The sequence below is a fragment of the Maribacter litopenaei genome, assembly GCF_025244665.1.
Taxonomy (GTDB): Bacteria; Bacteroidota; Bacteroidia; order Flavobacteriales; family Flavobacteriaceae; genus Maribacter; species Maribacter litopenaei.
Genome location: NZ_CP104205.1, coordinates 1541978 through 1568536, shown reverse-complemented (window position 1 = coordinate 1568536; position 26559 = coordinate 1541978). Strand labels below are relative to the sequence as shown.

14 protein-coding genes and 10 pseudogenes are annotated in these 26559 nt (G+C 39.8%); 15 read left to right on the top strand and 9 right to left on the bottom strand.

Annotated elements, in window-relative coordinates; all coding sequences use genetic code 11:
• Nucleotides 1-94 precede the first annotated feature (94 nt).
• A pseudogene (locus NYZ99_RS08260) lies at nt 95-2359 on the top strand (aminotransferase class III-fold pyridoxal phosphate-dependent enzyme).
• 50 nt (nt 2360-2409) lie between these two features.
• Nucleotides 2410-2772: a DoxX family protein gene (locus NYZ99_RS08255; protein ID WP_260574815.1), complete on the top strand. Its 363-nt coding sequence runs from the start codon at nt 2410-2412 to the stop codon at nt 2770-2772.
• On the opposite strand, the pseudogene holA reads toward NYZ99_RS08255, so the two are convergent.
• A pseudogene (gene holA / locus NYZ99_RS08250) lies at nt 2773-3775 on the bottom strand (DNA polymerase III subunit delta).
• A 26-nt stretch (nt 3776-3801) separates the two neighbouring features.
• Here holA and NYZ99_RS08245 point away from each other — a divergent pair.
• From NYZ99_RS08245 to NYZ99_RS08235, 3 genes and pseudogenes are all read left to right on the top strand, one after another.
• Nucleotides 3802-4248 (top strand): type I restriction enzyme HsdR N-terminal domain-containing protein, encoded by a 447-nt coding sequence (locus tag NYZ99_RS08245; protein ID WP_260574811.1) that lies wholly within the window; start codon nt 3802-3804, stop codon nt 4246-4248.
• Nucleotides 4249-4260: 12 nt separating this feature from the next.
• Nucleotides 4261-5264, top strand: a pseudogene (locus NYZ99_RS08240) (glycosyltransferase family 2 protein).
• 95 nt (nt 5265-5359) lie between these two features.
• A complete protein-coding gene (locus NYZ99_RS08235) occupies nt 5360-6214 on the top strand; it encodes an OmpA family protein (protein WP_260574809.1) in 855 nt (284 codons plus the stop codon).
• A 69-nt stretch (nt 6215-6283) separates the two neighbouring features.
• On the opposite strand, the pseudogene NYZ99_RS08230 reads toward NYZ99_RS08235, so the two are convergent.
• The 4 genes and pseudogenes from NYZ99_RS08230 to NYZ99_RS08215 form a co-directional block, all read right to left on the bottom strand.
• Nucleotides 6284-6904: pseudogene (locus NYZ99_RS08230) on the bottom strand (L-threonylcarbamoyladenylate synthase).
• 10 nt (nt 6905-6914) lie between these two features.
• Complete coding sequence (locus NYZ99_RS08225) at nt 6915-7181, bottom strand: glycoside hydrolase family 16 protein (RefSeq protein WP_260574808.1); 267 nt, start codon at nt 7179-7181, stop codon at nt 6915-6917.
• A complete protein-coding gene (locus NYZ99_RS08220) occupies nt 7169-7504 on the bottom strand; it encodes a glycoside hydrolase family 16 protein (protein WP_260574807.1) in 336 nt (111 codons plus the stop codon). The genes NYZ99_RS08225 and NYZ99_RS08220 overlap by 13 nt, the downstream gene beginning before the upstream one ends.
• Before the next feature lie 335 nt (nt 7505-7839).
• A complete protein-coding gene (locus NYZ99_RS08215; RefSeq protein ID WP_260574806.1) occupies nt 7840-10164 on the bottom strand; it encodes an ATP-dependent helicase in 2325 nt (774 codons plus the stop codon).
• Nucleotides 10165-10297: 133 nt separating this feature from the next.
• On the opposite strand from NYZ99_RS08215, the gene NYZ99_RS08210 reads away from it, so the two are divergent.
• The 5 genes and pseudogenes from NYZ99_RS08210 (at nt 10298) to NYZ99_RS08190 (ending at nt 15119) form a co-directional block, all read left to right on the top strand.
• Entirely contained in the window at nt 10298-10846 is a 549-nt protein-coding gene (locus NYZ99_RS08210) for a DsrE family protein (RefSeq protein ID WP_260574805.1), read from the top strand.
• A 9-nt stretch (nt 10847-10855) separates the two neighbouring features.
• A pseudogene (locus NYZ99_RS08205) lies at nt 10856-12162 on the top strand (amidohydrolase).
• Nucleotides 12163-12168: 6 nt separating this feature from the next.
• Nucleotides 12169-13723, top strand: a pseudogene (locus NYZ99_RS08200) (FMN-binding glutamate synthase family protein).
• A gap of 13 nt (nt 13724-13736) precedes the next feature.
• Nucleotides 13737-14507: a hypothetical protein gene (locus NYZ99_RS08195; protein WP_260574804.1), complete on the top strand. Its 771-nt coding sequence runs from the start codon at nt 13737-13739 to the stop codon at nt 14505-14507.
• Between the two features lie 93 nt (nt 14508-14600).
• A complete protein-coding gene (locus NYZ99_RS08190; protein ID WP_260574802.1) occupies nt 14601-15119 on the top strand; it encodes a DUF7935 family protein in 519 nt (172 codons plus the stop codon).
• Between the two features lie 38 nt (nt 15120-15157).
• On the opposite strand, the gene NYZ99_RS08185 is transcribed toward NYZ99_RS08190, so the two are convergent.
• A complete protein-coding gene (locus NYZ99_RS08185) occupies nt 15158-16072 on the bottom strand; it encodes a patatin-like phospholipase family protein (protein WP_260574800.1) in 915 nt (304 codons plus the stop codon).
• A gap of 184 nt (nt 16073-16256) precedes the next feature.
• Nucleotides 16257-18149 carry a M1 family metallopeptidase gene (locus NYZ99_RS08180; protein WP_260574799.1) on the bottom strand — a complete coding sequence of 631 codons (1893 nt, stop codon included), beginning with the start codon at nt 18147-18149 and terminating at the stop codon, nt 16257-16259.
• Nucleotides 18150-18230: 81 nt separating this feature from the next.
• Here NYZ99_RS08180 and recG point away from each other — a divergent pair.
• From recG to leuB, 5 genes and pseudogenes are all read left to right on the top strand, one after another.
• Nucleotides 18231-20333: pseudogene (gene recG / locus NYZ99_RS08175) on the top strand (ATP-dependent DNA helicase RecG).
• Between the two features lie 111 nt (nt 20334-20444).
• Nucleotides 20445-21861, top strand: a pseudogene (gene leuC / locus NYZ99_RS08170) (3-isopropylmalate dehydratase large subunit).
• Between the two features lie 29 nt (nt 21862-21890).
• Nucleotides 21891-22487, top strand: a complete 597-nt coding sequence (gene leuD, locus NYZ99_RS08165) for a 3-isopropylmalate dehydratase small subunit (protein ID WP_260574798.1) — start codon at nt 21891-21893, stop codon at nt 22485-22487.
• Between the two features lie 21 nt (nt 22488-22508).
• Nucleotides 22509-24021 (top strand): annotated as a pseudogene (locus tag NYZ99_RS08160) (alpha-isopropylmalate synthase regulatory domain-containing protein).
• A gap of 24 nt (nt 24022-24045) precedes the next feature.
• Nucleotides 24046-25102: pseudogene (gene leuB / locus NYZ99_RS08155) on the top strand (3-isopropylmalate dehydrogenase).
• 74 nt (nt 25103-25176) lie between these two features.
• On the opposite strand, the gene NYZ99_RS08150 reads toward leuB, so the two are convergent.
• Both NYZ99_RS08150 and NYZ99_RS08145 read right to left on the bottom strand, forming a co-directional pair.
• Complete coding sequence (locus tag NYZ99_RS08150) at nt 25177-26271, bottom strand: serine hydrolase domain-containing protein (RefSeq protein WP_260574797.1); 1095 nt, start codon at nt 26269-26271, stop codon at nt 25177-25179.
• A complete protein-coding gene (locus NYZ99_RS08145) occupies nt 26232-26438 on the bottom strand; it encodes a hypothetical protein (RefSeq protein ID WP_260574796.1) in 207 nt (68 codons plus the stop codon). The genes NYZ99_RS08150 and NYZ99_RS08145 overlap by 40 nt, the downstream gene beginning before the upstream one ends.
• Nucleotides 26439-26559 lie beyond the last annotated feature (121 nt).

Here is a 26559-nt window from a genome sequence, read left to right as displayed (position 1 = left end):
TACTTCATTATTTCATGCTTCCTATTCAAAAAAGGTTTATTCTTTAGTATCTTGATTTCATAATCTTAGGGTGAAAAATCCTTACTACTTCTAGATGGAACAGCTTCAAAAAACGATTAATCGAGTACTTCAAAAACATTTTGATATTTCCAATCCATCCATAGTCGGTATGGAGGGATATGAAAGTCGAAACTTCAAAATTAAACATGGAGAGCAATTATTTGTGCTCAAATTATATGATGCCACACCAGCTAATAAGGCAATTATTGATGGAGAATCCAACATCCAGATTGAGCTTCAAGATTTAAGTAAATATGATTTTCCCTTTCCTATAAAAACCGTTAGCGGGATGTATTGGGTGGAAGAGAATGGTACGATATTTCGATTACTGACATTTGTTACCGGCGAATTTCTAGGCAATCTTTCAAGAAATAAAACTTTAGCGTTTCAACTTGGGGTGTTTTTGGCGGAGATGGATGAAAAAACCATTTCTATGTATGATGCGCCCACCATGGCAAAGCAAATTCAATGGGACCTAAGGTATTTATACAAAAACGAGCAGTTTATAGAATACATTCCAAACCCAAAGGATAGGAGCTTGGTTGAATACTTCTTCTTGCAGTTCAAGGAACAGGTAATTCCCCATCAGGAAAAACTAGGATTGGGCATCATCCATAACGATGCCAATGAGTGGAATATTCTAACAAAGAACAATTCAATATCCGGTATTATAGATTTTGGTGACATGTGCTTTACTTGGACTATCAATCAATTAGCCGTTGCCATAACTTATTATATGATGGACCAAGAAAGTCCCTTGGAATACGCTATTGAGTTAATAAAAGGATACCATTCCTTTAGACCATTAAAAGTTTTGGAACTGGACATCCTATACTATCTCATTGCCGGTAGGTTATGCATTAGTGTTTGTAACTCTGCATTTGCCAAAACACAAAATCCAAATTCTCAATACATAACGATAAGCGAAAAACCGGCTTGGAATCTATTATATCATTGGTTGACAATCAATCCAATCAAAGCCCGTAATACGTTCAGAAAGGCGGCTGGTTTTAATCCAGCTGAAAAAAAAACAATAACCCAACAGCTAGAACTCAGACAGAAATATATCAGTAAATCCTTATCCTTGAGTTATGACCAACCGATACACATGGTTCGATCTGCCTTTCAGTATATGTATGACGCCGATGGGAACACCATATTGGATGCCTATAACAATATCATGCTTGTAGGACATTGTCATCCCAAGGTTGTAGCAGCCGCACAGCAGACCATGGCCAAGTTAAACACCAATACTCGATATGTATACGACGGGTTACAATCCTACAGTAAAAAATTACTATCGAAATTCCCATCTTCCTTAAATAAAGTGTTTTTCGTAAACTCGGCAGTGCTGCTACGGATCTAGCTATCAGATTGGCCCGCGACCCACACGAAGAAGAAAAAGGTCATGGTAATGGAACATGGCTATCATGGAAATACACGTCAGGGAATCGATATTAGCCATTATAAATACAATCATCAGGGAGGTTCGGGAAAAATGGAATATATCCTGCAAGCGCCGATGCCCAAGGTCTTTGGTTCTGGATTTTCTTCCGAAGAGGAAGCGTCTTTGTTCTATTTTGAAAAAACACTTGAGGAAATTCAAACACACAGAAATGAAATCGGAGCCTTTATCGCTGAACCCATTATTGGGTGTGGAGGGCAAGTACCATTACCTAAAACCTATTTAAAAAGTATATACCCTGCAATAAGGGCTCAAGGCGGGATTTGCATAAGTGACGAGGTACAAGTGGGATTCGGAAGATTAGGCAATTACTTTTGGGGGTATGAAATGTATGATATTGTCCCGGATATTGTTATCCTTGGCAAACCCATGGGGAATGGCCATCCCATTGGGGCCGTTATAACCACTAGCGAAATTTCCGAAAGTTTTGAAAACGGACTGGAATTCTTTAGTTCCTTTGGTGGCAACCCTGTATCCTGCGCCATTGGCGAAGCAGTTTTGAATATCATCGAAGAAGAGAATTTGAATGATGAAGCACAAAAAACTGGCAGCTACTTAAAAAAACTTTTGAAGGATTTGGGGAGAAAATATCCTGAAATTGCCGATGTAAGAGGTGAAGGATTATTCCTTGGAGTGGAAATTTTGGACGAATTCAATCAACCCGATAAAAATCGGGCTCATTACTTAAAAAATGGATTGAGAAAGACAAACATACTTATTGGAACAGATGGCCCGGAGGACAATGTATTGAAAATAAAGCCTCCGCTATATTTTAATATGGACAACTGCAATACATTGGTAAGCACAATGGAAATACTTTTGCAGAAAAAATAAAATACATACTTTTATAGGAGTTAACCAATTAAACAAAAATGTTTCCCCCAATGAAAGACATAGGACTTGCCTTTTTTAGAATAGCAGTTTCGGCGATGATGTTAACCCATGGCCTACCCAAGTTTCAAAAATTGATAGCTGGCAACTTTGAGTTTGGTGATCCCATTGGTATTGGTGCTGCACCTTCCCTGTTTCTGGCGGTCATCGGAGAGTTTATTTGCCCAATCTTGGTAATCATTGGTTTCAAAACTAGATTTGCAGCCATTCCTACGGCCATAACTATGGCAGTTGCAGGTTTTATAGCACATGCTGCCGATCCCTTCGGAACAAAGGAAAAAGCTTTACTATACTTAGTGGCTTTTGTAACCATTGCTCTATTGGGGCCTGGAAAATTCAGCATTGATAAAAAATAATCAAAGGATTTTATATAACAGTTCCTTTAAAAGGTCTTGATGGTTTACGCTTGCGGAGTTGACTCCTTTTCCCTTTATGATCCAATTCCCTAAGATTTGCAATGATTTGACTTACCCTTTTCATTGGGAAATTTTTGGCCGCTGTTTGATATTCGCCTACAAAATAAGGATTGATTTTAAGAACACTGGCCACGTTTTTTGGAGAGTGATCGTTCAGACCATGATATTGTAATAACTGGGCGAAAAAGCTGTGAAGAAGTGTAATGGTAAGTACAAAGGGATTGTCCTTTGGGTTTTGGGCGAAGTAATTCACAATCTTAGTCGCCTTTAGTATATTTCGTTCCCCAATGGCTTTTTTAAGCTCAAAATTGTTATAGTCCTTACTAATACCAATATGCTGTTCTATATCCTCCGGCGTAATCTCCTTTTTATCGGGAATAGCCAATTTAAGCTTTTCGAGTTCATTATTTATTCTTCCCAAATCCGTACCCAAATACTCCACCAGCATAATAGCCGCCTTGTGGGAAATAGAATAACCGCTAGATACCAGGGTTCTGCGCAGCCATTCTGATACTTGGTTATCGTATAGTTTTTTGCTCTCAAAAACGACCCCATTCTTTTTAATATGCTTATAAAGGGTTTTTCGCTTGTCCAGCTTTTTATATTTATAGCAAAATACCAGTACCGTGCTCATCTGTGGGTTTTCCGCATAGGGGCTTAAATTTTCGATAGTCCTGGACAAATGCTGGGCCTCCTTAACGATGACTACCTGCCTTTCTGCCATCATTGGAAATCTCTTTGCATTGCCAACGATATCATCAATGGTGACATCCTTTCCATATAGTACCATTTGATTGAAGCCTTTCTCCTCTTCTGTCAACACTTTGTCGGCTATATAAGTTGAAATCTTATCTATAAAATATGCCTCCTCACCAAAAAGGAAATAAATAGGCTTTATCTTTCCTTGCTTTATATCGTTTACGATTTGTAGTACTTCATCCATTCGGAAAAAATCATCAAATTTGTAGCATGCAGTCCCTAAACTTTCCTAGGTATACCTTTAGATTCAAAAATAGTCAAAATTCAGCGCTGATTTTTGACATGATCTGCAAAAAGTTCGTGGTTCTCACACCCGAAGAATGGGTACGACAACATACCTTAATGTTTCTTACCACCGAAAAAAAATATCCATTAAGCCATACAAATATTGAAAAACAAATTTCGTATAATGGTTTAAAGAAAAGATATGACATTGTAGTCTTTAACCCCGATGGATCCATACATTTATTGGTAGAATGCAAGGCGCCACATATCAATATTTCGCAGACAACCTTTGACCAAATTGCACAGTATAATTTTAAGCTCAACGCTACCTATTTAATGGTGACCAACGGATTGGAACATTATATTTGCAAGATGTTGTTCAAGGAGGAAAAATATAAGTTTTTAAAGGAGATTCCTGAATTTAGCCGTTAATTTGCAATCGTTTTGAAGATTGCCATCGTCATACTTAATTGGAACGGAGAGGTTCTCCTGGAACGCTACCTACCGTCGGTAATAAGATTTTCCGAAGGACTTGCGGACATATATGTTGCGGACAACGCATCTACTGATGGTTCCATCGAATTTCTAAAGCAAAACTATCCCAATATTAAGCTGATCCAAAATAGTTCCAATGGAGGATTTGCAAAGGGATATAATGACGCTCTAAGAAATGTGAAGGCCGATATCTATTGTCTTTTAAATTCGGATGTTGAAGTTACAAAAGACTGGTTAAGACCTATTCAACAGTTTTTCCAGGAACAAAAGGAGGCTGCCATAGTTCAACCAAAAATATTGGACCTTTTAAAAATGATCAATTTGAGTATGCAGGTGCTGCGGGTGGCTTTATTGACCAATTGGGATATCCGTTTTGTCGAGGGCGAATTTTTCAAAGTCTCGAAAAGGACAAAGGACAATATGACGATACTATAGAAATATTTTGGGCCACTGGTGCCTGCATGTTCGTACGTTCAAATGTTTTTTGGGAGTTAGATGGTTTTGATCCTGATTACTTCGCACATCAGGAGGAAGTGGACTTTTGTTGGCGGGCTAAAAATCAAGGATACAAGGTCTTTTATTTAGGTAATTCCAAGGTATATCATCTTGGTGGATCTACATTAAGCAACATGAACCCGAAGAAAACCTACCTGAACTTTAGAAACTCCCTTTTCTCGATTACCAAGAATTTACCAAGACGGAAGGCTTTTATCGTTATCTTTATTAGATTGCTTTTGGACGGCATAGCGGCCATACGATTTGTATTCCAATTTAGGCTTAGGCATTGTTGGGCTATTTTAAGAGCACATTTAAGTTTCTATAGACAATTCAGGCGCATGTATGGCAAAAGGGAAAAAGCTAAATTCATATTAAAATATTATATTGTAAAATCCATTGTATGGTCTTACTTCGTAAATGGAGTAAAGAATTTTAACATTTTAGTAAAAGATTAACGAAGAACCACTTTAAACGATTGTCAAAAACTATAATTTTGACTGCGTTTTAAGTAAAACAAGTAAATAACAAACATTAATATAGTTAAACAATTATGAAAAAAATCATTTTAGGCTGTCTTGGAGTAACGCTTTTATTGTCTTCTTGTGTTTCGCAGAAGAAATATGCCGATCTTGAGGCAAAACAAAAAGAAACCCAAGATTTATTGAACTCGGCAACGGTTAAGTTGAACGATTGTTTGGAAGAAAAGGCGACTGCTGCTTCACGACTTCAAACATTGGAAGATCAGAATGCTTTCTTGAAAGCAAACAATCAAGAGTTGATCAATAACATGGGCAACCTAACTACATTGACTACAAAAGGTGCTGAAAACTTAGAAAAATCTTTGGAAAGCCTTAAAGAAAAAGATTTAACAATCCGTAAATTGAACGATGCCATCACTAGAAGAGACTCAGTAAACCTATCTTTGGTTCAGAGCTTGAAGGGAGTTTTGGGTAATTTGGATGATGAGGATATTGAAATTAGTGTTGAAAAGGGTGTGGTTTTCGTATCGATTTCTGATAAATTATTGTTCAGCAGTGGTAGCTATAATGTAACTAGCAGAGCTAAGGAAGTTCTAGGAAAAGTTGCCAAAGTTGTAAACAACAAGCCGGACTTTGAATTTATGGTAGAAGGTCACACTGATGATGTACCTTACAGAAGCGGAGTATTGTTGGACAACTGGGATTTGAGTGTTAAGAGAGCAACCGCAGTTGTTAGAATATTACAAAACGATTTTAACGTTGATCCTAAGCGTATGACCGCTGCAGGTAGAGCTGAGTACGTTCCAGTTTCCCAAACTGAGAAATCCAAAAACAGAAGAACCAGAATCGTGGTACTTCCAAAAATCGATCAGTTCTACAGCATGATTGAAGAGGGTATGAAAGATCCTGCCATCGGAGGAAAATAATTTTCTGATATCTATAAAATTAAAAAGCGGCCTAAATTGGGCCGCTTTTTTTATTGGATTTATTAATTTTTATATAATATCAATATCTCCCTTTCCTTCCCTAATTACTTCGGGAAGCCGGTTGACAAATCAATGATGGTAGAGGCTACATTCCCTCCGTATCCCCCATCTATCACCACGTCCACCAGGTTGTCCCATTTCTCATAAATCAATTCCGGATTCGTAGTATACTCTAAAACGTCATCATCATCACGAATGGAAGTAGATACAATAGGATTACCCAATCCTTGTACCAGGGCCTTCGCAATATTGTTGTCTCGGAACCCGAATACCAACGGTTTTTTTCTTTTTGAAATCCTTGGGCAAATTATTGTTACCCGGCAAGATAAAGGTATAGGAATCGGGTAAGGCTCTTTTCAGAATCTTAAAGGTAGCGGTATCAATCTGCCTAGCATAGTCAGAGAGGTTACTAAGGTCCGCACAGATAAATGACCAATTTGCTTTTGCCAATTTAACACCCTTTATTCCGGCAATTTTTTCTAGGGCCCTAGAGTTGGTAATATCGCATCCCAAACCATATACTGTGTCAGTTGGATAAATTACAAGGCCTCCCTTTCTCAATACCTGAACCACTTTGGATATTTCCCTTGGGTTGGGATTCTCTTCGTATATTCTAATAAGTTCGGCCATACTCCTTTAATTATTTCTGATATACCCGTACATAGTCAACTTCCATAACAGCTGGAAAAATGGTATCATCCACACCTTTCAAACCACCCCAGTTACCTCCTACAGCAATATTTATTAGGAAATAAAAAGGTTTGGAAAAAGGCCAATTATCCGAATTGGATATCGACGGTTTCAAAAAATTCAGCTGTATATTATCCTCGGTATCAATATAAAATTTCATGTATTTATCCGTCCAAAGCACGCCGTAGGTATGAAATTCCTCTTCTATGGTTTCCAAAGGAACGGGACCGAAGTAATCTGAGTCCCCTTTACATGGTTGTTTGCCGTACTATGAATCGTAAAGTGAACTTCGTTTGGACTATAGCTTACATATTCCATAATATCTATTTCGCCACAGGCAGGCCAACCTACTGAATTAATGTCGTTACCCAACATCCAAAGTGCCGGCCAAATTCCTTTTCCTTTATAATCAGGAATTTTGGCACGAATCTCTATTTTACCGAACGTAAATTGCTTTTTACTATTTAATCTAGCCGAAGTATAATTACTGCCATCCACATTTTCCTTTTTGGCAATAATTTTCAACGTACCATCACTCACTTCTACATTTCCCTCGCTTTGATAATTTCGAGTTCATTGTTACCCCATCCATGATCGCCGGTTTCAAAGGTCCAGTTTTCCAAGGAAAGATCTGTTCCATCGAATTCATCGCTCCATACCAATTCTGCATCTTCCCAGTAACTGGGGCGAAAACATTCTCATTCACAGAAGGCTGTTGAGTATTTTCGGTTAAAATAGGTTCTAATGTTTTATCGACCTTTGAAGAACTTTGGCAGGATGCCATTAAAAAAGAAAATAAAATGAATATGCCGCAAAATGTATATTTTATCATTTGTTCAAAATTTATCCCAATTTAATAATTTAGGGACAAACCATTACAGCACCTCCAATTTTGCAAACCTAAGCAACAATTTTTTCACATCCCCCTGATCAAACCTGATCTCTGCCTTGCGATCATTCCCTACACCCTCTATTTTAAGTACTTTGCCCCTACCAAACCTTGAATGGTTTACAAAAGATCCTTCGGCCAAACTAGGGTCAATTGTGTTTGTGTTTCCTACGGGTTGAGAAAGTTCCGGTTTGATTTTCCTCAGCTTTTGTAGTTGATTTGTATTCGGCCTGCCGATGCTTGGAGGTGTTCCATTTACGGGTTTGGTCCGGCGCAATTTACTCTTATCCACTTCACCAAAAATGTCGGCATCAATCATGGACTTGTAGCGATATCCTCCATCCAAAGGAGTTAAATTCTCCACGTACTGCTCATCGATTTCCTCTAAAAATCTACTGGGTTCCGCATCTATTAATTTTCCCCAGCGATATCGGTTTTGGGTATAGGTCAAATAAGCCTGCTTTTCTGCGCGTGTTAATGCCACATAAAAAAGTCGTCGCTCCTCCTCTAACTCGCTTCTAGTGTTCATACTCATTCCGAGAGGGAACAGGTCTTCTTCCATACCTACAATATAGACATATGGGAATTCCAGTCCCTTGGCCAAGTGAATGGTCATTAGAGCAACCCGATCATCATCTCCAGTATCGTTATCCAAATCGGTTGCTAGGGCCACATCCTCTAAGAATTCGTTCAAGCCACCCGTTGCATCCGCTAGTTCCTTTTGGCCCTCAACAAAATCCTTGATACCATTTAGCAACTCCTCAATATTTTCCATACGGGCGATACCTTCAGGGGTGCCGTCCTTTTTAAACTCCAGTAATAATCCGGTTTTCTTGGCCACATGTTCCGCCGGACTAAAGGCATCGGTGCCCTCGTTCATGATTTGGAAACTTTTGACCATCGTTACAAAATCCTCCAGCTTTCTCTTGGTACCAGCATTAATCTTGAGGTCAATTTTTGAAATATTTTCCATGACTTCAAATATGGAACGACCATAATGATTGGCGGCCACCACCAATTTATCAATGGTTGTTTGACCTATGCCTCGCGCCGGAAAGTTGATGACCCTTTTTAATGCCTCCTCGTCCTTTGGATTGATAATCAATCTTAAATAGGACAATACATCCTTGATTTCCTTCCGTTGATAAAAAGAAAGTCCGCCATAAATTCTGTACGGAATATCGCGCTTACGCAAAGCGTCTTCAATTGCCCTAGACTGGGAGTTAGTTCGATACAAAACAGCGAATTCCCCATTTCCCATTTGATTTTGCATTTTATGCTCCCAAATGGAATTGGCCACAAACCGGCCTTCCTCTGCATCGGTAATACTTCGGTGGATTTTGATTGCCGCCCCGTCATCATTGGCCGTCCAAACATTCTTTTCCAACTGGTTTTTATTCTTGGCAATGATAGAATTAGCTGCGTTTACGATATTCTTTGTCGATCGATAATTCTGTTCTAATCGATACAAGGCTACGTTATCATAATCTCTCTGAAAATTTAAAATATTGCTGATGTTTGCACCCCTAAAGGAATAGATACTTTGGGCATCGTCACCCACAACACAAATATTTTGAAAGCGGTCTGCAAGGGCCCTAACAATTAAGTATTGGGAGTGGTTAGTATCCTGATACTCGTCTACTAATATGTATCGAAAACGATCTTGATACTTAAGAAGGACATCGGGAAAGCGCGTCAACAACTCATTGGTCCTCAGAAGTAAATCATCAAAATCCATAGCCCCAGCCTTAAAACAACGATCCACATAATTTTGGTAAATATCTCCTATCCTTGGTCTTTTGGCCATGGCATCTGCCTCCATAAGCTCAGGATTGTTAAAATATGCTTTGACTGTGATGAGGCTATTTTTAAAGGAAGAAATTCGGTTTTGTACTTGTTTGTACTTGTAGATGTCCTTGTCCAAACCCATTTCCTTAATGATAGAGGCGATTAAACGTTGTGAATCCTGCGTATCATATATGGTAAAATTACTAGGGTAACCAAGCTTGTCCCCATCATACCGCAACAGTTTGGCAAATACGGAGTGAAAGGTTCCCATCCAAAGGTTTTTTGTCTCGGAAACCCCTACGATATCACTGATTCGCTTTTTCATTTCACGAGCAGCCTTGTTGGTAAAAGTAAGTGCCAAAATATTAAAGGCATCCACACCCTGCTCCATCAAATAAGCGATACGATAGGTAAGTACCCTTGTCTTTCCCGAACCTGCTCCTGCAATGACCATTAAAGGCCCATCTTTATGCAAAACAGGTGCTTTTTGGGCATCATTCAATTCATCTATAAAAGAACTCAACGTAGTACAATTTTTAAGGTGTGAATTTAGCCATAATTAAACGATACCGGAAATGATGTTTTTCAGATTTATAAACATTGTCATGAGTCGTTTGTTCCTTTTTAAATATCTTTAACCAATCAATTTTATAGATATGACCCGCTTTCACGAACTCTTAGGTCTAACACTGTTGCTCGTATTTTCGTTTCAGATTTCCATCGCCCAAAAAAAAGAGAGTGATCCCATCATAGACGAATATGGCGAGGTTTGGAAAATTGAGAATCAAGACTATACATTAGACACATCAAAAACCTTTAAAGCCGTTTTTGACATCATGTCAACTCCGGACGATTTGGATCAGGTAAATCCATCTATCGAGACCGCCGCCCGTTTTTTGAATATGCACGGACAAAACGGTGTTCCCTTAGAACAGTTAAAAGTAGCCTTGGTAATCCACAATAAAGCTTCCAAGGATGTTATTTCGTCTGAAGCTTATGAAAAAAAATACGGGACCAAAAATCCCAATGAAGATTTATTAAATGCACTTTTGGCTGCCAATGTCGAGATTATATTTTGTGGGCAATCCTCCGTTTCCGGAGGTTTCCCAAAAGAAGACCTCATACAAGGTGTGCAACTGTCCTTAAGTGCTATGACCGCATTAATCCAATTACAGGATGATAATTATAGACTGATTAAATTTTAAATGAATACTATGAAAAAACTAGGTATACTCACCTTTTTATTATGTGGGATGTTGGCAACGGCACAAAAGTCCATGGAAAAAGATTTTAGCTCTATTGAAGACAAGGTAATAGAATGGAGAAGGTATTTCCATGAACATCCGGAGCTTTCCAATCGGGAATTTGAAACCGCGAAAAAAATTGCGGATCATTTAAGAAGTTTGGGAATAGAAATAGAAACCGGTGTTGCCCATACTGGGGTCGTAGGAGTCCTTAAAGGAAACAAACCTGGTAAAGTGGTAGCCCTGCGTGCGGATATAGATGCCTTACCGGTCACGGAGCGCAACGACCTTCCCTTTAAAAGTACCGTTACATCGGAATATTTGGGTAATGAAGTGGGGGTCATGCACGCCTGTGGACACGATACGCACATAGCTATTTTGATGGGAGTGGCAGAAGTACTTTCAAAAAACAAGGATAAAATTAAAGGTACCGTGAAATTCATTTTTCAACCAGCTGAGGAAGGAGCACCTCCAGGAGAAGAAGGCGGGGCTGCGTTAATGATCAAGGAGGGTGTCTTACAAAATCCGGATGTAGATGCCATATTTGGATTACATATTAATTCCCAAACTCCAGTAGGTATGATTCGTTATAAGTCCTGGTGGAATATGGCGGCCGCCCAACGGTTTGTCATCAATGTTAAAGGGAAACAAAGTCATGGTTCCCAGCCATGGTCCGGTGTGGATCCTATTTTAATCAGTGCCAAGATTATCGATGGACTACAAACCATCATCAGTAGGGAAATGAACCTGACGAATGAGGCTGCCGTTATAACCGTAGGTAAAATCACTTCCGGGGTTAGAAACAATATCATTCCTGAAAGTGCAGAAATTGTCGGTACCATAAGAACTTTGGATTATGATATGCAAAAGCAATTGAATAGGAGGATGAAGGAAATGGTCAGTTCCATAGCGGAGGCCTATCGTGGCGAAGCCACCACGGAAATAGCCTCAGGAACGGCGATTACTTACAACAATCCGAATTGGTTTCTCAAATGCTACCCACTATGGAAGCTGTAGCCGGGAAGGAAAATGTGGTGGTTGCCAAGGCCATTACAGGTGCTGAAGACTTTTCTTTCTACCAAGAAAAAGTGCCTGGATTCTTTTTCTTCTTGGGAGGTATGACACCTGGAAATACGGAATCCTTTCCTCATCACACCCCTGATTTCAGAATTGATGACAGTGGGATGCTCTTGGGGGTAAAAACGCTTACAGCAATGAGTCTAGACTATTTGAATAGCGATAAGACCCCAAGATTGGAAAACCAACCAAAAGGATAATTTTAAATGGCCATTCAGATTACTTTACTTGCCATATTTCCACGGTGGGCATGGATTATTATCGTATTAGCTTTAGTGGCCATATGGGATATTTTCATTCAGAAGAAACATACCATTAAGCATAATTTCCCGATTGTTGGGCATCTAAGGTATTGGTTGGAAAGTATTGGACCTGAGATGCGTCAATATTTTGTGGCCAATAATCGGGAAGAACTTCCATTCAATCGAATTGAACGGGGATGGATATACGCCTCTGCCAAAAAAGAGAATAATTATGAAGGTTTTGGAACCGACAGGGACATTTATGCGCATCAACATGTTTTTATAAAAAATAGGATGATGGCATTTAAGGTGCCCCAAGGTCATCCTAATGAACTTGATTATACGTTTATCCCCTGCGCCAAAATCATGGGTGCCTTCAACAAGCGAAAAAAGCCCTATAGGCCCGCTAGCATTATCAATGTATCTGCCATGAGTTTTGGTTCTTTATCCGCGGCTGCCGTGGAAGCTATGAACAAGGGAGTTAAAAAATGCGGCGCCTATCATAATACGGGTGAAGGTGGACTTTCCCCCTACCACAAACAAGGTGGCGATGTCATCTTTCATTTTGGTACGGGATATTTTGGGGTACGTACCCCGGATGGAAATTTTTCAATAGAAAAATTGAAAAAATTGGTTGAGGGAAATCGGTGTATAAAAGCCATAGAAATAAAGCTATCACAAGGTGCCAAACCAGGCAAAGGAGGTGTGCTACCCGGAGCAAAAATAACCCCTGAATTAGCTGAAATTAGGGGTGTGGAAGTGGGTAAGGACGTGTTATCCCCAGCAACGCATAAAGCTTTCTCCTCTGTGCCGGAACTCATTGAACTTATTGAAAAAATTGCCCAAGAAACCGGACTGCCGGTGGGAATAAAAGGTGCAATTGGCAAATTAGACCAATGGGAGGAACTAGCGGATTTGATGCTTAAGACCGGAAAAGGATCGGACTTTATAACTGTAGATGGTGGAGAAGGTGGTACGGGTGCCGCCCCACCCTCTTTTGCAGATCATGTATCCTTACCTTGGGTTTATGGGTTTTCAAGTGTATTTAAAGTATTCATGGAACGAAAGCTAACGGAGCGAATTGTTTTTATTGGTAGTGGTAAATTAGGTTTCCCGGCAAAGGCTGCCATGGCATTTGCCATGGGGGCCGACTGCATTAATGTCGCCCGAGAGGCCATGATGAGCATTGGTTGTATCCAAGCACAAGTTTGCCATACCAATAGGTGCCCTACAGGCATTGCTACCCAAAACAAATGGCTTCAAAACGGCATAAACATACCTTTAAAGTCAGATCGGCTGGCCCAATATTTTAAGACCTTCCGAAAGGAATTTTTGGAAATAACCCATGCATCTCGGATATGAACATCCTTGTCAATTTACCATGGACGACGTTCAAGTAAATTTGGACGATAATGAACTTAATAAAAGCCTCGCCTACGCATACGGATATAATAAACCCAAAGTACCGTTCAACGGTGTTCAGGAATTAAAAGACTGTTCGTATCTTGGCGGCAAATAAAATGCAAGTAAACATGAAGAAAATTTTACCCTTATTATTGCTCGCTTTTTGCTTTAGTACTACGATTAATGCCCGTAAAAAGAGTGAACTAATTGAACAGAACCAAGACTTAAAATATCGATTGGATTCCATAACGCGTTTGATATCCACTGCACAAGCCACTCAAAAAAGAAGCGAAATCAAAGCGGAGGAATTACAATCACAGGTGACCGAATTACAGGATGCCAATGCTACATTGTTAAAAAACCTGAACAGTTTTGCGGCCCTTTCCAGCCAAAATTCAGAAAATATAAATAAGACCTTGGCCACTTTGGAACGCAAGGAGGCCCAACTAAAAGGTATCGTGGACGGTGTGGCAAGTAATGATTCTACGGCCATTGTAATTTTGACAAATGCAAAACAGACCTTGGGTGAAAATGCCAAAGTTCAAGTGAATAATGGTTCTGTAATCATTTCCGAAAAATTGGATTTCTATTTTGCAGATGGTTTAGGTTCCAAGGTCCAGGATTCGGCCAAAACATGGCTAGAAAAAGTATCAAAAATCATCGCAGCAAATCCGAAATCAGCAGTTACCGTTTCTGGTTTAAGTATGACCGGGGAATTGGACATCGCATTGGAACAGGCTGCTTCCGTAGCCCAAATCCTCATCAAGGATTATGGTGTGGAAGGTGCCAGGGTGAGCGCTAAAGGTTTGGATGGAGGCCTTAGGGAGTCTTTACAAATTGAAATTCATCCCGACTACAAATCATTCTATGGTACTGCCAAAGACGATGTGAAAAACTAAAATTGCATTTCATCGATCAAGTAGTATACTAATTGACAAAACTGGCCGTTAAAGAGTCATATACTATAAACTAACTAGGTTAAAATTATAAGAATGACTTCAGACCAAATTTTTCAACTTTTTGCTTATTTATTACCATCTATTGTAACAGGTGCCATTGCATTTTATTTTTTTAGGATGCACACTAACAATGAAGAAGGAAGAAGGCGTTTTCTTCTACATAAGGACTCACAAAAGGATACTTTGCCCGTTCGTTTACAGGCCTATGAACGCATGGCGTTGTTCTTGGAGAGAATCGCAATACCTAGCTTGGTTGTAAGGGTCGCTCCTAAAAGTCAGGACAAAGATGCCTATGAGAATCTACTGATAAAAAGTATCGAAACGGAGTTTGACCATAACCTTTCCCAACAAATCTATATGACAGATGAATGTTGGAATATCATCAAAGCGGCAAAAAATGCCACGGTTCAAATGATTCGCAAGGCAGCAATGAGCCAATCTGAAACTGCGGATAAATTACGTGAGGATATTTTAAACGACACCATGGAAAAAGCTTCCCCATCAGCTACTGCATTGTCCTTTGTGAAAAAGGAAATTAGTGAGTTGTGGTAAATGGTTCGTTGATTGTTTTTTAATTTCTAACAACTAATTTATTCATTTTCATTAGGTTCGATCGGATTGGTTTCCTCATTTTTATTCTTGGCGTAGAGGTAACCACGTTTCCACCATAGGGTCATTTTTTTCTTATCAAATATCAAAGAATTGGTGGTTAAAATAGTGGGTGTATAATAAAGATTGATGATGGCATTGTTTTGGTTAGCCACAAATTTCCCAATTCTTATGTTTTGGGTCTCTATACGGTCAAAAACAAAACTCATCATGGAGGTCAAAAGCTCAAAAGGGTTACGGGAAGGCATTCTATTGAGGTAGTTCACTTCGGTATGTAGTACTACCACATCTACTTCCGTAGCACCTCTTTTTATTGCCTCCTCAATAGGTACGATGCTTCCTAGTCCACCGTCTGCATATTCACAACCCTCTTTACGGACCAAACTCATAAAAGGGGTATAATTGGCCGAAATCCAAATCCAGTCGCAAAAATCCTCATAGGAGCAATCCTTTATGGACTTATATTCCACTTGGTTTAAGGAAAGATTACTGACCGTAATGACAACGTCGGACATTCCTTTCTTTAACTTGTTGAACTCCGTTTTGGTTAGACTCTTGCCAATGAGTTGCCGAAGATTTTCGCTCTCACCAAAGGTCTTTTTGCCCCTAATAAAATTGCGAATGACGTTCCAGTGATTAATCCCAATTTCATCACTCCCATGTTTTTTCCTGACAACAAAAGGACAGTTATTAAAAATACTACTTTGCGTTACATTGGAGTAAATACGTTTGATTTTATTCAATTTACCCAAAGCAAGATGGGATATCAGCAGACTTCCTGTAGATGTCCCGACAAATATGTCGTACTTTTTACCGTAATCCTGAATTAGAAATTGGGCCACGCCTCCGGCGAATGCTCCTTTACTTCCCCCTCCTGAAATGACCAAAGCCTTCATGGTAAATCTATTTTGGTTTTAAGATAACGCAAATCCGAATCGTTTAGTTTCTTAGCTACTTCGATGAGCTGATTCTTTAAGTTAGCATCTTTAAGTATTTCTTCCAACAAATTTCTGCTATATGACCTGAACTGCCAGGAATGATGATCGGTAGCTAAAATCAAATTCTTCAATGCTATATCATTCAAGCCATTGATTTGATATAAATACTGAAAAGCCCCTTGACGAACTTCTGGATTGTATTGGGAATCGGTATAGTGAACCAATTCATCCAAATACACTTTTTTTTGAGAGGTATTATATTCGGAGTTACCAATGCCAAGGTCAACCAGAGTAAACGGACATTTTTATTGGGGAGGCCCATTACATTCTGTAGTTCGTTCAAATAACCCACCCTTTCTTCGGGAAACGCTTCCCAAAGTTTGAATAATGCATGTTCTTGGGTAACATAGCTTTTATCTCCTAAAAAGGATTGAAAAATTTCATTTTCGTCCTGATTAAGTAAAGCAGAATTAAATGCAATCGCCTGTCTTATAGTTTGAGATTCTGTTTTTAAAATTTCATAAAAATTAGTTTCCTGGAAAGATTCTGAAAATTCATTAATAAGGGCAACTTTTAAATTATCCGAAGAAAATCCATCCCATAAACGCATTATGGGATCAAACCTTTCAGGGTAGGCATCAAGGCTCTTTTTTAGTTTCGAAAATGTTCTTATAGAAGACGAATTCCTAGTAATAAAGTCATTTGCATCCTCCCAAGGAAATGAGTTGGAATCCAACCATTTTGATTTAAAATCATTTAAGTCTTTATTTGCAGCTATTTCAATTTCATGTAAAAAATCATCCACAGTCACATTTTTAAAGGCAAACCTTTGCAAATAAGATTGTACACCCTTTCTAAAAGCCTCCTCCCCTACTTCCTCTCGAAGTATCACCAAGGCCCAAGCGCCCTTTTCATAAAATGTGAGACTACTCGCTTTGGGATCCGTAAGACTTTCCCCTTTGCCCGATATTGACAATTCTTCTAGCTGTTGGGCTGTATCGAACAATTTCCAATAAAAATGGTCGGCACCAAATAAATTCTTTTCCGCCGGATAGTCATAGTAGGTAGCAAAGCCCTCATGAAGCCAGTGGTGGTTGCCATCCTTCTCTGTGACCAGATTCCCAAACCATTGGTGGGCCATTTCATGGGCGTTGATGTTCACATAATTCCTATCGATGAAAGCTGTCGAATCTATGACATAGGCATCGGAAAAAATCGTGGCCCCGGTATTTTCCATTCCGGCGTACAGAAAATCATGCACGGGAACTTGTTTGTAATTCTGCCAGGGATAGGCTATGCCGATTTCCTCTTCAAAAAAATCAAAAATCTCTTTGGTATAACGATATGTAGGTTCCACTCGAAGGCTGTCCTCTGGATAGAAATAGTTTTCGATAGCAACGCCACTTTCGGACATCAATTCCTGCTTGTCGTATTCCCCTATAACAAAGGCTAACAAATAACTGCTCATTGGCTTTTCCATGTCGAATTGCCACGTGGACACTTCATCCTTTGTTTCCCGCTGTAGCAAAATCCCGTTCGCTATTACCTCAAAACCGGTATCCACCGTGATATCCATATCGAACTCCACTTTCTCCTCCATGGCATCAAAACTGGGCAACCAATGGCTGGTGTACTTTCCTTGGCCTTGGATCCAAACCTGGTCGTTTTCCGGATTGTTATCGTCAAGTCCAATAAAATAAACGGTTTGTTTCGGGGTGCATTTATATTCTAAATAAAGTTTATGACTGGATTTTTTTTTGAATTTTGACCTTATTACAATTCTTTTTCCGTCATAATCCCATTCAATCCCTTTATCATTTAGTCTAATTTTCTCAAAGTCCATATTCTTGGCATCCAACCAAACGGAATCTACACTTTCTAAAACCTTAAACGTATAAATGACCTGCCCATCAATTCGTTTTTCCTGAAGATTTGGACGAATCTCTATAGCAGCATCCAAAAAATCCACTTTTTCCTGATGCTGTGGATAGATGGCGAAACTACAAAAGAAGAATAGAAACAAATACCGATGCATAATCAAATCCAATCAATTCTCGGACCAAATTAAGGCTTTTCCCGTATTGCAGTTACAGATGGTAAGTCCTAATTTAGTCGGATGAATGCCGGATTCCTTCAAACTCCCGTTGCGTATCTTAAAGGTGTAGGGCCAAATAGGGCCGAAACCCTACAGTCTGAATTGGGCATTCATGTCTATCAGGATCTTTTGAATCTCTTCCCCTACAGGTATATAGACAAGACCCAATACTACAAAATAGGTCAACTGCAAAAGAGCAATGCGGAGGTGCAGATTGTAGGTAAGATCGTACATGTAAAAACGGTAGAACAGAAACGAGGCAAACGTCTCGGTGGCAAAATTCGTAGACGATACCGGAGAATTGGAACTCGTTTGGTTTCGTGGACAAAAGTGGATACGGGAAAATCTCAAACTAAACGTTCCCTATGTAATATTTGGTAAATGCAATTGGTTCAACGGATTATTTTCCATGCCCCATCCGGAAATGGAATTACTGGCAGAACATGAAAAGAGTCTGCGGATCCATATGCAACCAGTCTACCCATCCACCGAGAAACTAAGCAATAAGGGAATTACCAACAGGGTATTGAGTAAGCTGATTCACCAATTATTTGTGGAGACCAAAGGTAAGTTTGCTGAGACTCTTTCCGATAAAATCCTGTTTGATCTAAAACTGATCTCAAAAAGTGAGGCCCTTTTCAACATTCACTTTCCCAAAAATCAGGAGCTATTGGCAAAAGCGCAATTTCGTTTAAAATTCGAGGAGCTTTTTTACCTACAACTACAGTTGATTGCCAAAAACATGTTGCACAAGCAAAAAATCAAAGGCTTCAATTTTGATCAGGTTGGAACACTGTTCAATGACTTTTATGCCAATCACCTTCCTTTTGAACTTACCGATGCCCAAAAAAGGGTCATCAAGGAAATAAGGGCCGATCTTGGGAGCAATGCCCAAATGAACCGATTATTACAGGGTGATGTGGGTTCGGAAAAACTATCGTGGCCGTGATGACTATGCTTTTGGCAATTGACAACGGATTTCAGGCCTGTTTGGTTGCCCCAACCGAAATATTGGCCAATCAACATTACAATGGCATTAAGGAGTTGCTAAAGGATACTGGGGTCACTTGTGAACTTTTGACCGGGTCGGTTAAAAAATCTGTTCGTAAACCCATTCACGAAGCTCCGGAAAGTGGGAATCTCCATATATTAATAGGGACCCATGCCGTTTTGGAAGATAAAGTCGTTTTCAAAAATTTGGGCTTTGCAATAATTGACGAACAGCACCGCTTTGGGGTGGCACAACGTTCTAAACTTTGGCACAAAAACGAAATTCCGCCACATGTTTTAGTAATGACGGCTACTCCTATTCCAAGAACGTTGGCTATGAGCCTATATGGGGATTTGGATATTTCAGTAATCGATGAACTACCACCCGGTAGGAAGCCTGTTAAAACCGTGCATAGATACGATTCCAATCGGTTGAAAGTATTTCAGTTCATCAAAGAGGAAATAAAAAAAGGACGTCAGGTGTATGTGGTATATCCACTCATTCAAGAATCAGAAGCACTTGACTATAAGGATTTAATGGACGGTTATGAGAGTATTGCGCGCGATTTCCCCCAACCGGAATATCAGATTTCCATTGTACATGGCAAAATGAAACCAGAGGACAAGGACTATGAAATGGAGCGATTTGTAAAAGGGGAAACCCAAATTATGGTAGCCACTACGGTGATTGAAGTTGGCGTGAATGTGCCTAATGCCTCCGTTATGATCATTGAGAGTGCCGAACGTTTTGGACTTTCTCAATTACATCAATTACGGGGACGTGTGGGCAGGGGTGCCGATCAAAGCTATTGTATCCTTATGACGAGCTATAAATTGAGCTCAGAGGCCAAGACTCGTTTGGAAACCATGGTGCAAACCAATGATGGGTTCGAAATTGCCGAAGTGGATTTAAAACTTCGCGGGCCAGGAGATATTATGGGTACGCAACAAAGCGGCATGCTCAACTTAAAAATAGCAGATATCGTAAAAGACAACTCCATATTAAAATCTGCAAGGTACTACGCCTTACAATTGTTAAAGGAGGACCCGACTTTGGAAAAACCTGAAAACTTGGTTGTAAGACATTTTTATGCTCAGTTGGCTAAATTCAAAAATATCTCGGAACTATATTAGTTGATTGTCATTTTTAACAGATTCAAGTTTTGAACATCGTAATTTAAACAAGTGACGATTTCTTAAAAATCCTTGTTTTTAATATTTTTACACTCTTACATTATAAAGATTATGAGCGCAACTAAAACGTTATTTGATAAGGTGTGGGATTCCCACGTAGTACATAAAATTGAGAATGATCCGGACGTCCTGTTCATAGACCGTCACATGATTCATGAAGTAACAAGCCCCGTAGCATTCCTAGGATTAAAAAATAGGGACATTGGGGTATTATATAATAATAGAACGTTTGCCACGGCTGACCATAACACTCCGACCATAAATCAGCACTTACCAGTTGAAGACCCGCTTTCCGCAAACCAATTGAAAATGTTGGAAGAAAATGCCAATGAACACGGTATTTCGTATTGGGGCTTGGGTCATGAAAAAAATGGTATCGTACATGTGGTTGGACCTGAGTATGGAATTACCCAACCTGGTGCAACTATTGTATGTGGAGATTCCCATACTTCTACCCATGGTGCCTTTGGTGCGATTGCTTTCGGTATCGGTACATCTGAGGTAGAAATGGTTTTGGCCACGCAATGTATCATGCAACCCAAACCAAAAAGAATGCGAATCAATATCAATGGAGAACTTAGTAAAGGAGTTACCCCAAAGGATGTAGCGCTTTTTATAATCAGTCAGTTGACAACTTCAGGTGCTACAGGATATTTCGTGGAATATGCCGGTGATATCTTCCGAAACATGAGTATGGAAGGTAGAATGACCGTATGTAACCTAAGTATAGAAATGGGTGCCCGTGGCGGTATGATCGCTCCGGACGAAAAGACATTCGAGTATATTAAAGGACGGGAATTTACACCTACTGGTGCCGAATGGGACAAGGCGATGGCGTATTGGGAATCGTTATATACCGATGAAGATGCTATTTTCGATAAAGAACTGACCTTTGATGGATCTCAAATTGAACCGATGATTACCTACGGTACAAACCCTGGAATGGGAATGGGAATCTCAAAAGATATTCCATCAGCAAACGCCACACAAGGTGGAGCCAGCAGCTATAAAAAATCTCTCGGAATATATGAAGTTCAATGAAGGGGAAAGCATAATGGGGAAAACAATCGATTACGTGTTCCTTGGTAGTTGTACCAATGGACGTATTGAAGATTTTAGGGCCTTCACCTCTTTGGTAAAAGGAAGAAAAAAAGCGGATAACGTAACGGCTTGGTTAGTGCCCGGTTCACATAAGGTGGAAGCGGCCATCAAAGAAGAAGGGTTATTGGATATACTTACAGAAGCAGGATTTGAACTTAGGGAACCTGGATGTTCCGCATGTCTTGCTATGAATGAGGATAAAATTCCCGCAGGTAAATTGGCCGTAAGTACTTCGAACAGAAATTTTGAAGGAAGACAAGATCCGGGTGCCCGAACTATTCTTGCTAGCCCATTGGTGGCAGCGGCAGCCGCGGTTACCGGAAAGGTGACAGATCCACGCGAACTAATGGAATTGGAGACCGCTTAATTCATAAACAATAACTATAGACAAATAAAATGGCTTACGATAAATTCAACATATTAACATCAACAGCGGTACCACTACCCATAGAAAATGTGGATACAGATCAAATTATCCCTGCACGGTTCTTAAAAGCAACGGAAAGAAAAGGATTTGGTGATAACCTATTCAGGGATTGGAGATACAATCAAGATGACACTCCAAAAAAGGATTTTGTATTGAACAACCCTACCTATAATGGTAAAATATTGGTAGGAGGTAAAAACTTTGGATCGGGATCTTCTCGTGAACATGCGGCCTGGGCCGTCTATGATTACGGATTTAGATGCGTGGTTTCCAGTTTCTTTGCAGATATTTTTAGAAACAACTGTTTAAATATAGGCGTGCTTCCCGTGCAGGTAAGTGCGGAGTTTTTACAAAAAATATTCGATGCCATTGAGGCGGATCCTAAAACCGAATTAGAGGTAAGCTTACCCGAACAAAAAATAACCTTGTTATCCACTGGCGAAAGCGAATCCTTTGAAATCAATGGATACAAGAAGAATAATATGATGAACGGTTTTGATGATATCGATTATTTGTTGAACATTAAAAAGGACATCCGGACTTTCGCTGCCAACACACCACTTTAAGTATTATTACCGGAACGCTAAATGAAAAGAATGTTGGAAATTATGGATACCACCCTTAGGGATGGTGAACAGACCTCCGGGGTATCCTTTTCAGCCTCCGAAAAACTTACCTTGGCCAAATTGCTCCTGGAAGAGTTAAAGGTAGATCGTATCGAAGTGGCTTCCGCACGTGTTTCGGAAGGGGAACTACAGGCAGTACAACAAATAACGGAATGGGCCAAAGATCATAACTATTTGGATAAGGTAGAGGTCCTAACCTTTGTGGATGGCGGGGTCTCTTTGGATTGGATGGAAAAGGCCGGTGCCATATCCCAAAATTTATTGACCAAGGGTTCTTTGAACCATTTGACCCATCAGCTAAAAAAAACACCGGAGCAACACTTTAAGGAAATAGCCGAGATTTTCAAGAAAGCTTCTGAAAAAGGTTTTATTAATAATATTTATCTCGGAAGATTGGAGTAATGGAATGCGAAATTCCAAAGACTATGTTTTTCAATTTTTGGATTTCCTTACCACCCAGCCCATTAAACGTGTTTTATTACCGAGACACCTTGGGTGTACTGACGTATACGGAAACCTTCGATTTCATCTCTGAAATCGTACAAAAATATCCGAACTCCATATAGACTTTCACGGTCATAACGACTACGATTTGGGAGTGGCGAATGTAATGGAGGCCATAAAGGCAGGGTGCCATGGTTTACATTTGACCATAAACGGAATGGGAGAACGTGCCGGTAATGCACCAATGGCAAGTGCCATTGCCGTTATCAATGACTTCCTTCCGGATGTAAAAATCAATCTCAACGAAAAGTCACTCTTTAAAGTAAGCAAACTGGTATCCGCATTTACGGGTATTAGTATACCCTCTAACAAACCAATTGTTGGGGACAATGTTTTTACACAAACAGCAGGTATACATGCAGACGGCGACAGTAAAAAAAATCTATATTTCAGTGATTTGATGCCCGAGCGCTTTGGTAGAAAACGAAAATATGCGCTTGGAAAGATGTCCGGGAAGGCAAATATTCAAAAAAACCTTCAAGAACTTGGCTTAACCCTCAATGATGAGGAACTTAAGAAAGTTACCGCTCGGATTATTGAATTGGGGGATAAAAAGGAACGAGTTACGAAGGATGATTTGCCTTATATCATATCAGATGTCCTTGATACGGATTATCAACAAAAGGTGTTTGTGAAGTCCTATGTACTCACGCACTCTAAAGGGCTAAGGCCCTCCACTACCCTGTCCCTTGAAATAAACGGAAAGACCTTTGAGGAAAATGCCTCCGGAGATGGACAATATGATGCCTTTATGAACGCATTGCGAAAAATATATAAATCCCGTAACTTAGTTCTTCCCGGATTGACGGATTACGCTGTAAGAATCCCTCCAGGTAGTGCCTCTGATGCACTTTGTGAGACCGTAATCACTTGGGATATAGACGGTAGGGAATTTACCTCACGTGGTCTAGATTCGGATCAGACGGTTTCAGCGATAAAAGCCACTGAAAAAATGTTGAATATAATTTAATCACTAGATAAGAAAACAAGCATAATGAAATTAAACATAGCGCTGTTGGCCGGGGATGGAATAGATCCTGAAGTAGTAGATCAAGCAGTAAAAGTTTGCGATGCAATTGCAACCAAATTTAATCATGAAATTACCTGGAAACCTGCACTTACCGGTGCAGCGGCCATTGATGCCGTAGGAGAACCCTATCCAGATGAAACGCATGATATTTGCGCGAGTGCGGATGCCGTATTATTTGGTGCCATCGGGCATCCTAGGTTCGATAACGACCCAACGGCGAAGGTCCGGCCGGAACAAGGGCTTTTAAAGATGAGACAAAAGCTGGGATTGTTTGCCAATGTACGTCCTACGTTTACTTTTCCTTCCTTAATAGATAAATCCCCTTTGAAAAGAGACCGTATTGAAGGTACCGATTTGATTATCTTGAGAGAATTGACAGGTGGTGTCTATTTTGGAGAAAGAGGTAGGAAAGATGATAATAATACCGCTTTCGATACCATGACCTATCAACGATTTGAAATAGAGCGATTGGCCAAAAAAGGTTTTGAAATGGCCATGAAACGCTCTAAGAAATTATGTTGTGTAGACAAGGCTAATGTTTTAGAATCCTCTAGATTGTGGAGGGAGACCGTACAAGCCATGGAAAAAGACTTTCCTGAAGTTGAAGTTTCCTATGAGTTTGTGGATGCTACCGCCATGAGATTGATACAATGGCCAAAAGGTTATGATGTCATCATTACCGCTAATCTCTTTGGTGATATCTTAACGGATGAAGCCTCTGTCATTTCACGGATTCATGGGTCTTATGCCTTCATCTTCTGTGGGCAGTAAGGTTTCGTTGTACGAACCAATACATGGCTCCTACCCACAAGCTGCGGGTAAGGATATTGCAAATCCGTTAGCTACAGTTTTGTCGGCCGCCATGTTGTTCGAAGATTTGGAGTTGACCAAAGAGGCGGAAGAAATCAGAAGGGTCGTAAACAAATCCCTTGCCGAGGGAATAGTTACCGAGGATTTGGCCGAAGGTGGAAAATCATACAAAACGAGTGAGGTGGGTGATTGGCTTGCGAAAAACATATAATCAACGTACTTCACAAAAGCAAAAACCCTCAACTTAAAAGTTGAGGGTTTTTTTCTTGAATAACACTCACTAAATTATAAGCTCGCCAAAGCATCGGGTGATAATTCATAAATATGTTTAACAATGGCTCTAAGGTCGGGTATGACATTTTTGGCCAAACTGGAGTGATTGTTCATCAGAACACAAATACCTAGGTCAGAATCCGGAAAAAGGGCAATTTCATTTCTATAACTATTGACGCTGCCCCCATGGTGCCAAATAGTTTCTTCTTTCTCCTTTTCTTTATCCTTGATCGTATGGATTCTCCAACCAAAGGCATAGGCGGATTTTACATGACCTTTCCACCTTTGATAATATTTATTATTCTCGTTCAACTCAATAAACGGTTCAAAGGCACGATTCAAGGCATTGGATTTCATTATCGCTGGATTATGTCCCAATAAAAAGCGCATCCATTTACCCATATCTAGGGAACTCGCGTCAATACCTCCTGCAGCCACGGCATTGTAATAATTATTTTTTAACGGCAATACCCTCCAACTTCGACCCCTTTTGGTGTGTGGTTCCGCAATATTACCCTTTTCCAAAAATGACTCATGGTTCATAGAGGTTCCGGACATTCCCAAAGGCTTGAAAAAACGGTCTTTCAGTAAAAAATTGATATCCTTGCCCGTTGCTTTAAATATAATTTCTTGGCTCAAAGCGAACATGGCATTTTGGTAACTATATTGGATTCCTGGTTCGCTTAAAGGTTCCACTGCTTTAAACTGCTCTGCAATTTTATTCATTGGAATCCCAGCTTCCACTAGATTTGTATAACTATGGTAAGGTGTTCCGGATGTATGGGACAGTAGGTGGGCTATTTTTATTTTTTTTGTATTTATACTATCGCCGAAAACAAATTGTGGAAGGTAATCAGTAACCTTGTCCATAAATCCAAGCGCACCTTCTTCCACCAATTTTGCCGCCAATATACCTGTAAATCCCTTGGACAAGGAACCCAACCTGAAAACGGTTTTCCCATCTATTTGAGTACCCTCTTTACTATTTCGAGCGCCATAACCTTCTGCCAACAAAATGGAATCCCCTTTTACGATACTTACTCCCGCTCCGACAATTTCACCTGATTTTAACGCATGGTCAAAGTATTCACTAATAGCTCGCTCCAATGCCTTTTTTCGGAAGCATAGATTTTGGCTTCCTTTTGAATGGCTAATTGATTCTGAAATTCGACTTTGGATACTTCCTCCGGTTGAATATCAATAGTTGCCGCAGAAAAAGTGAAAAGGATAAGTACCAATAGAAAGGCACCAAGGATTAGTTTTAAACGTTGCACTTATTAAGTATGATTTAGGTATAATTTCTAACGTACAAATTAGGAATTAATTACGACTATAATCATAAAGTTGTGAAAGCTTTATAATCCGATGTCAATTAGGAACTTAAAGCCACTTTAT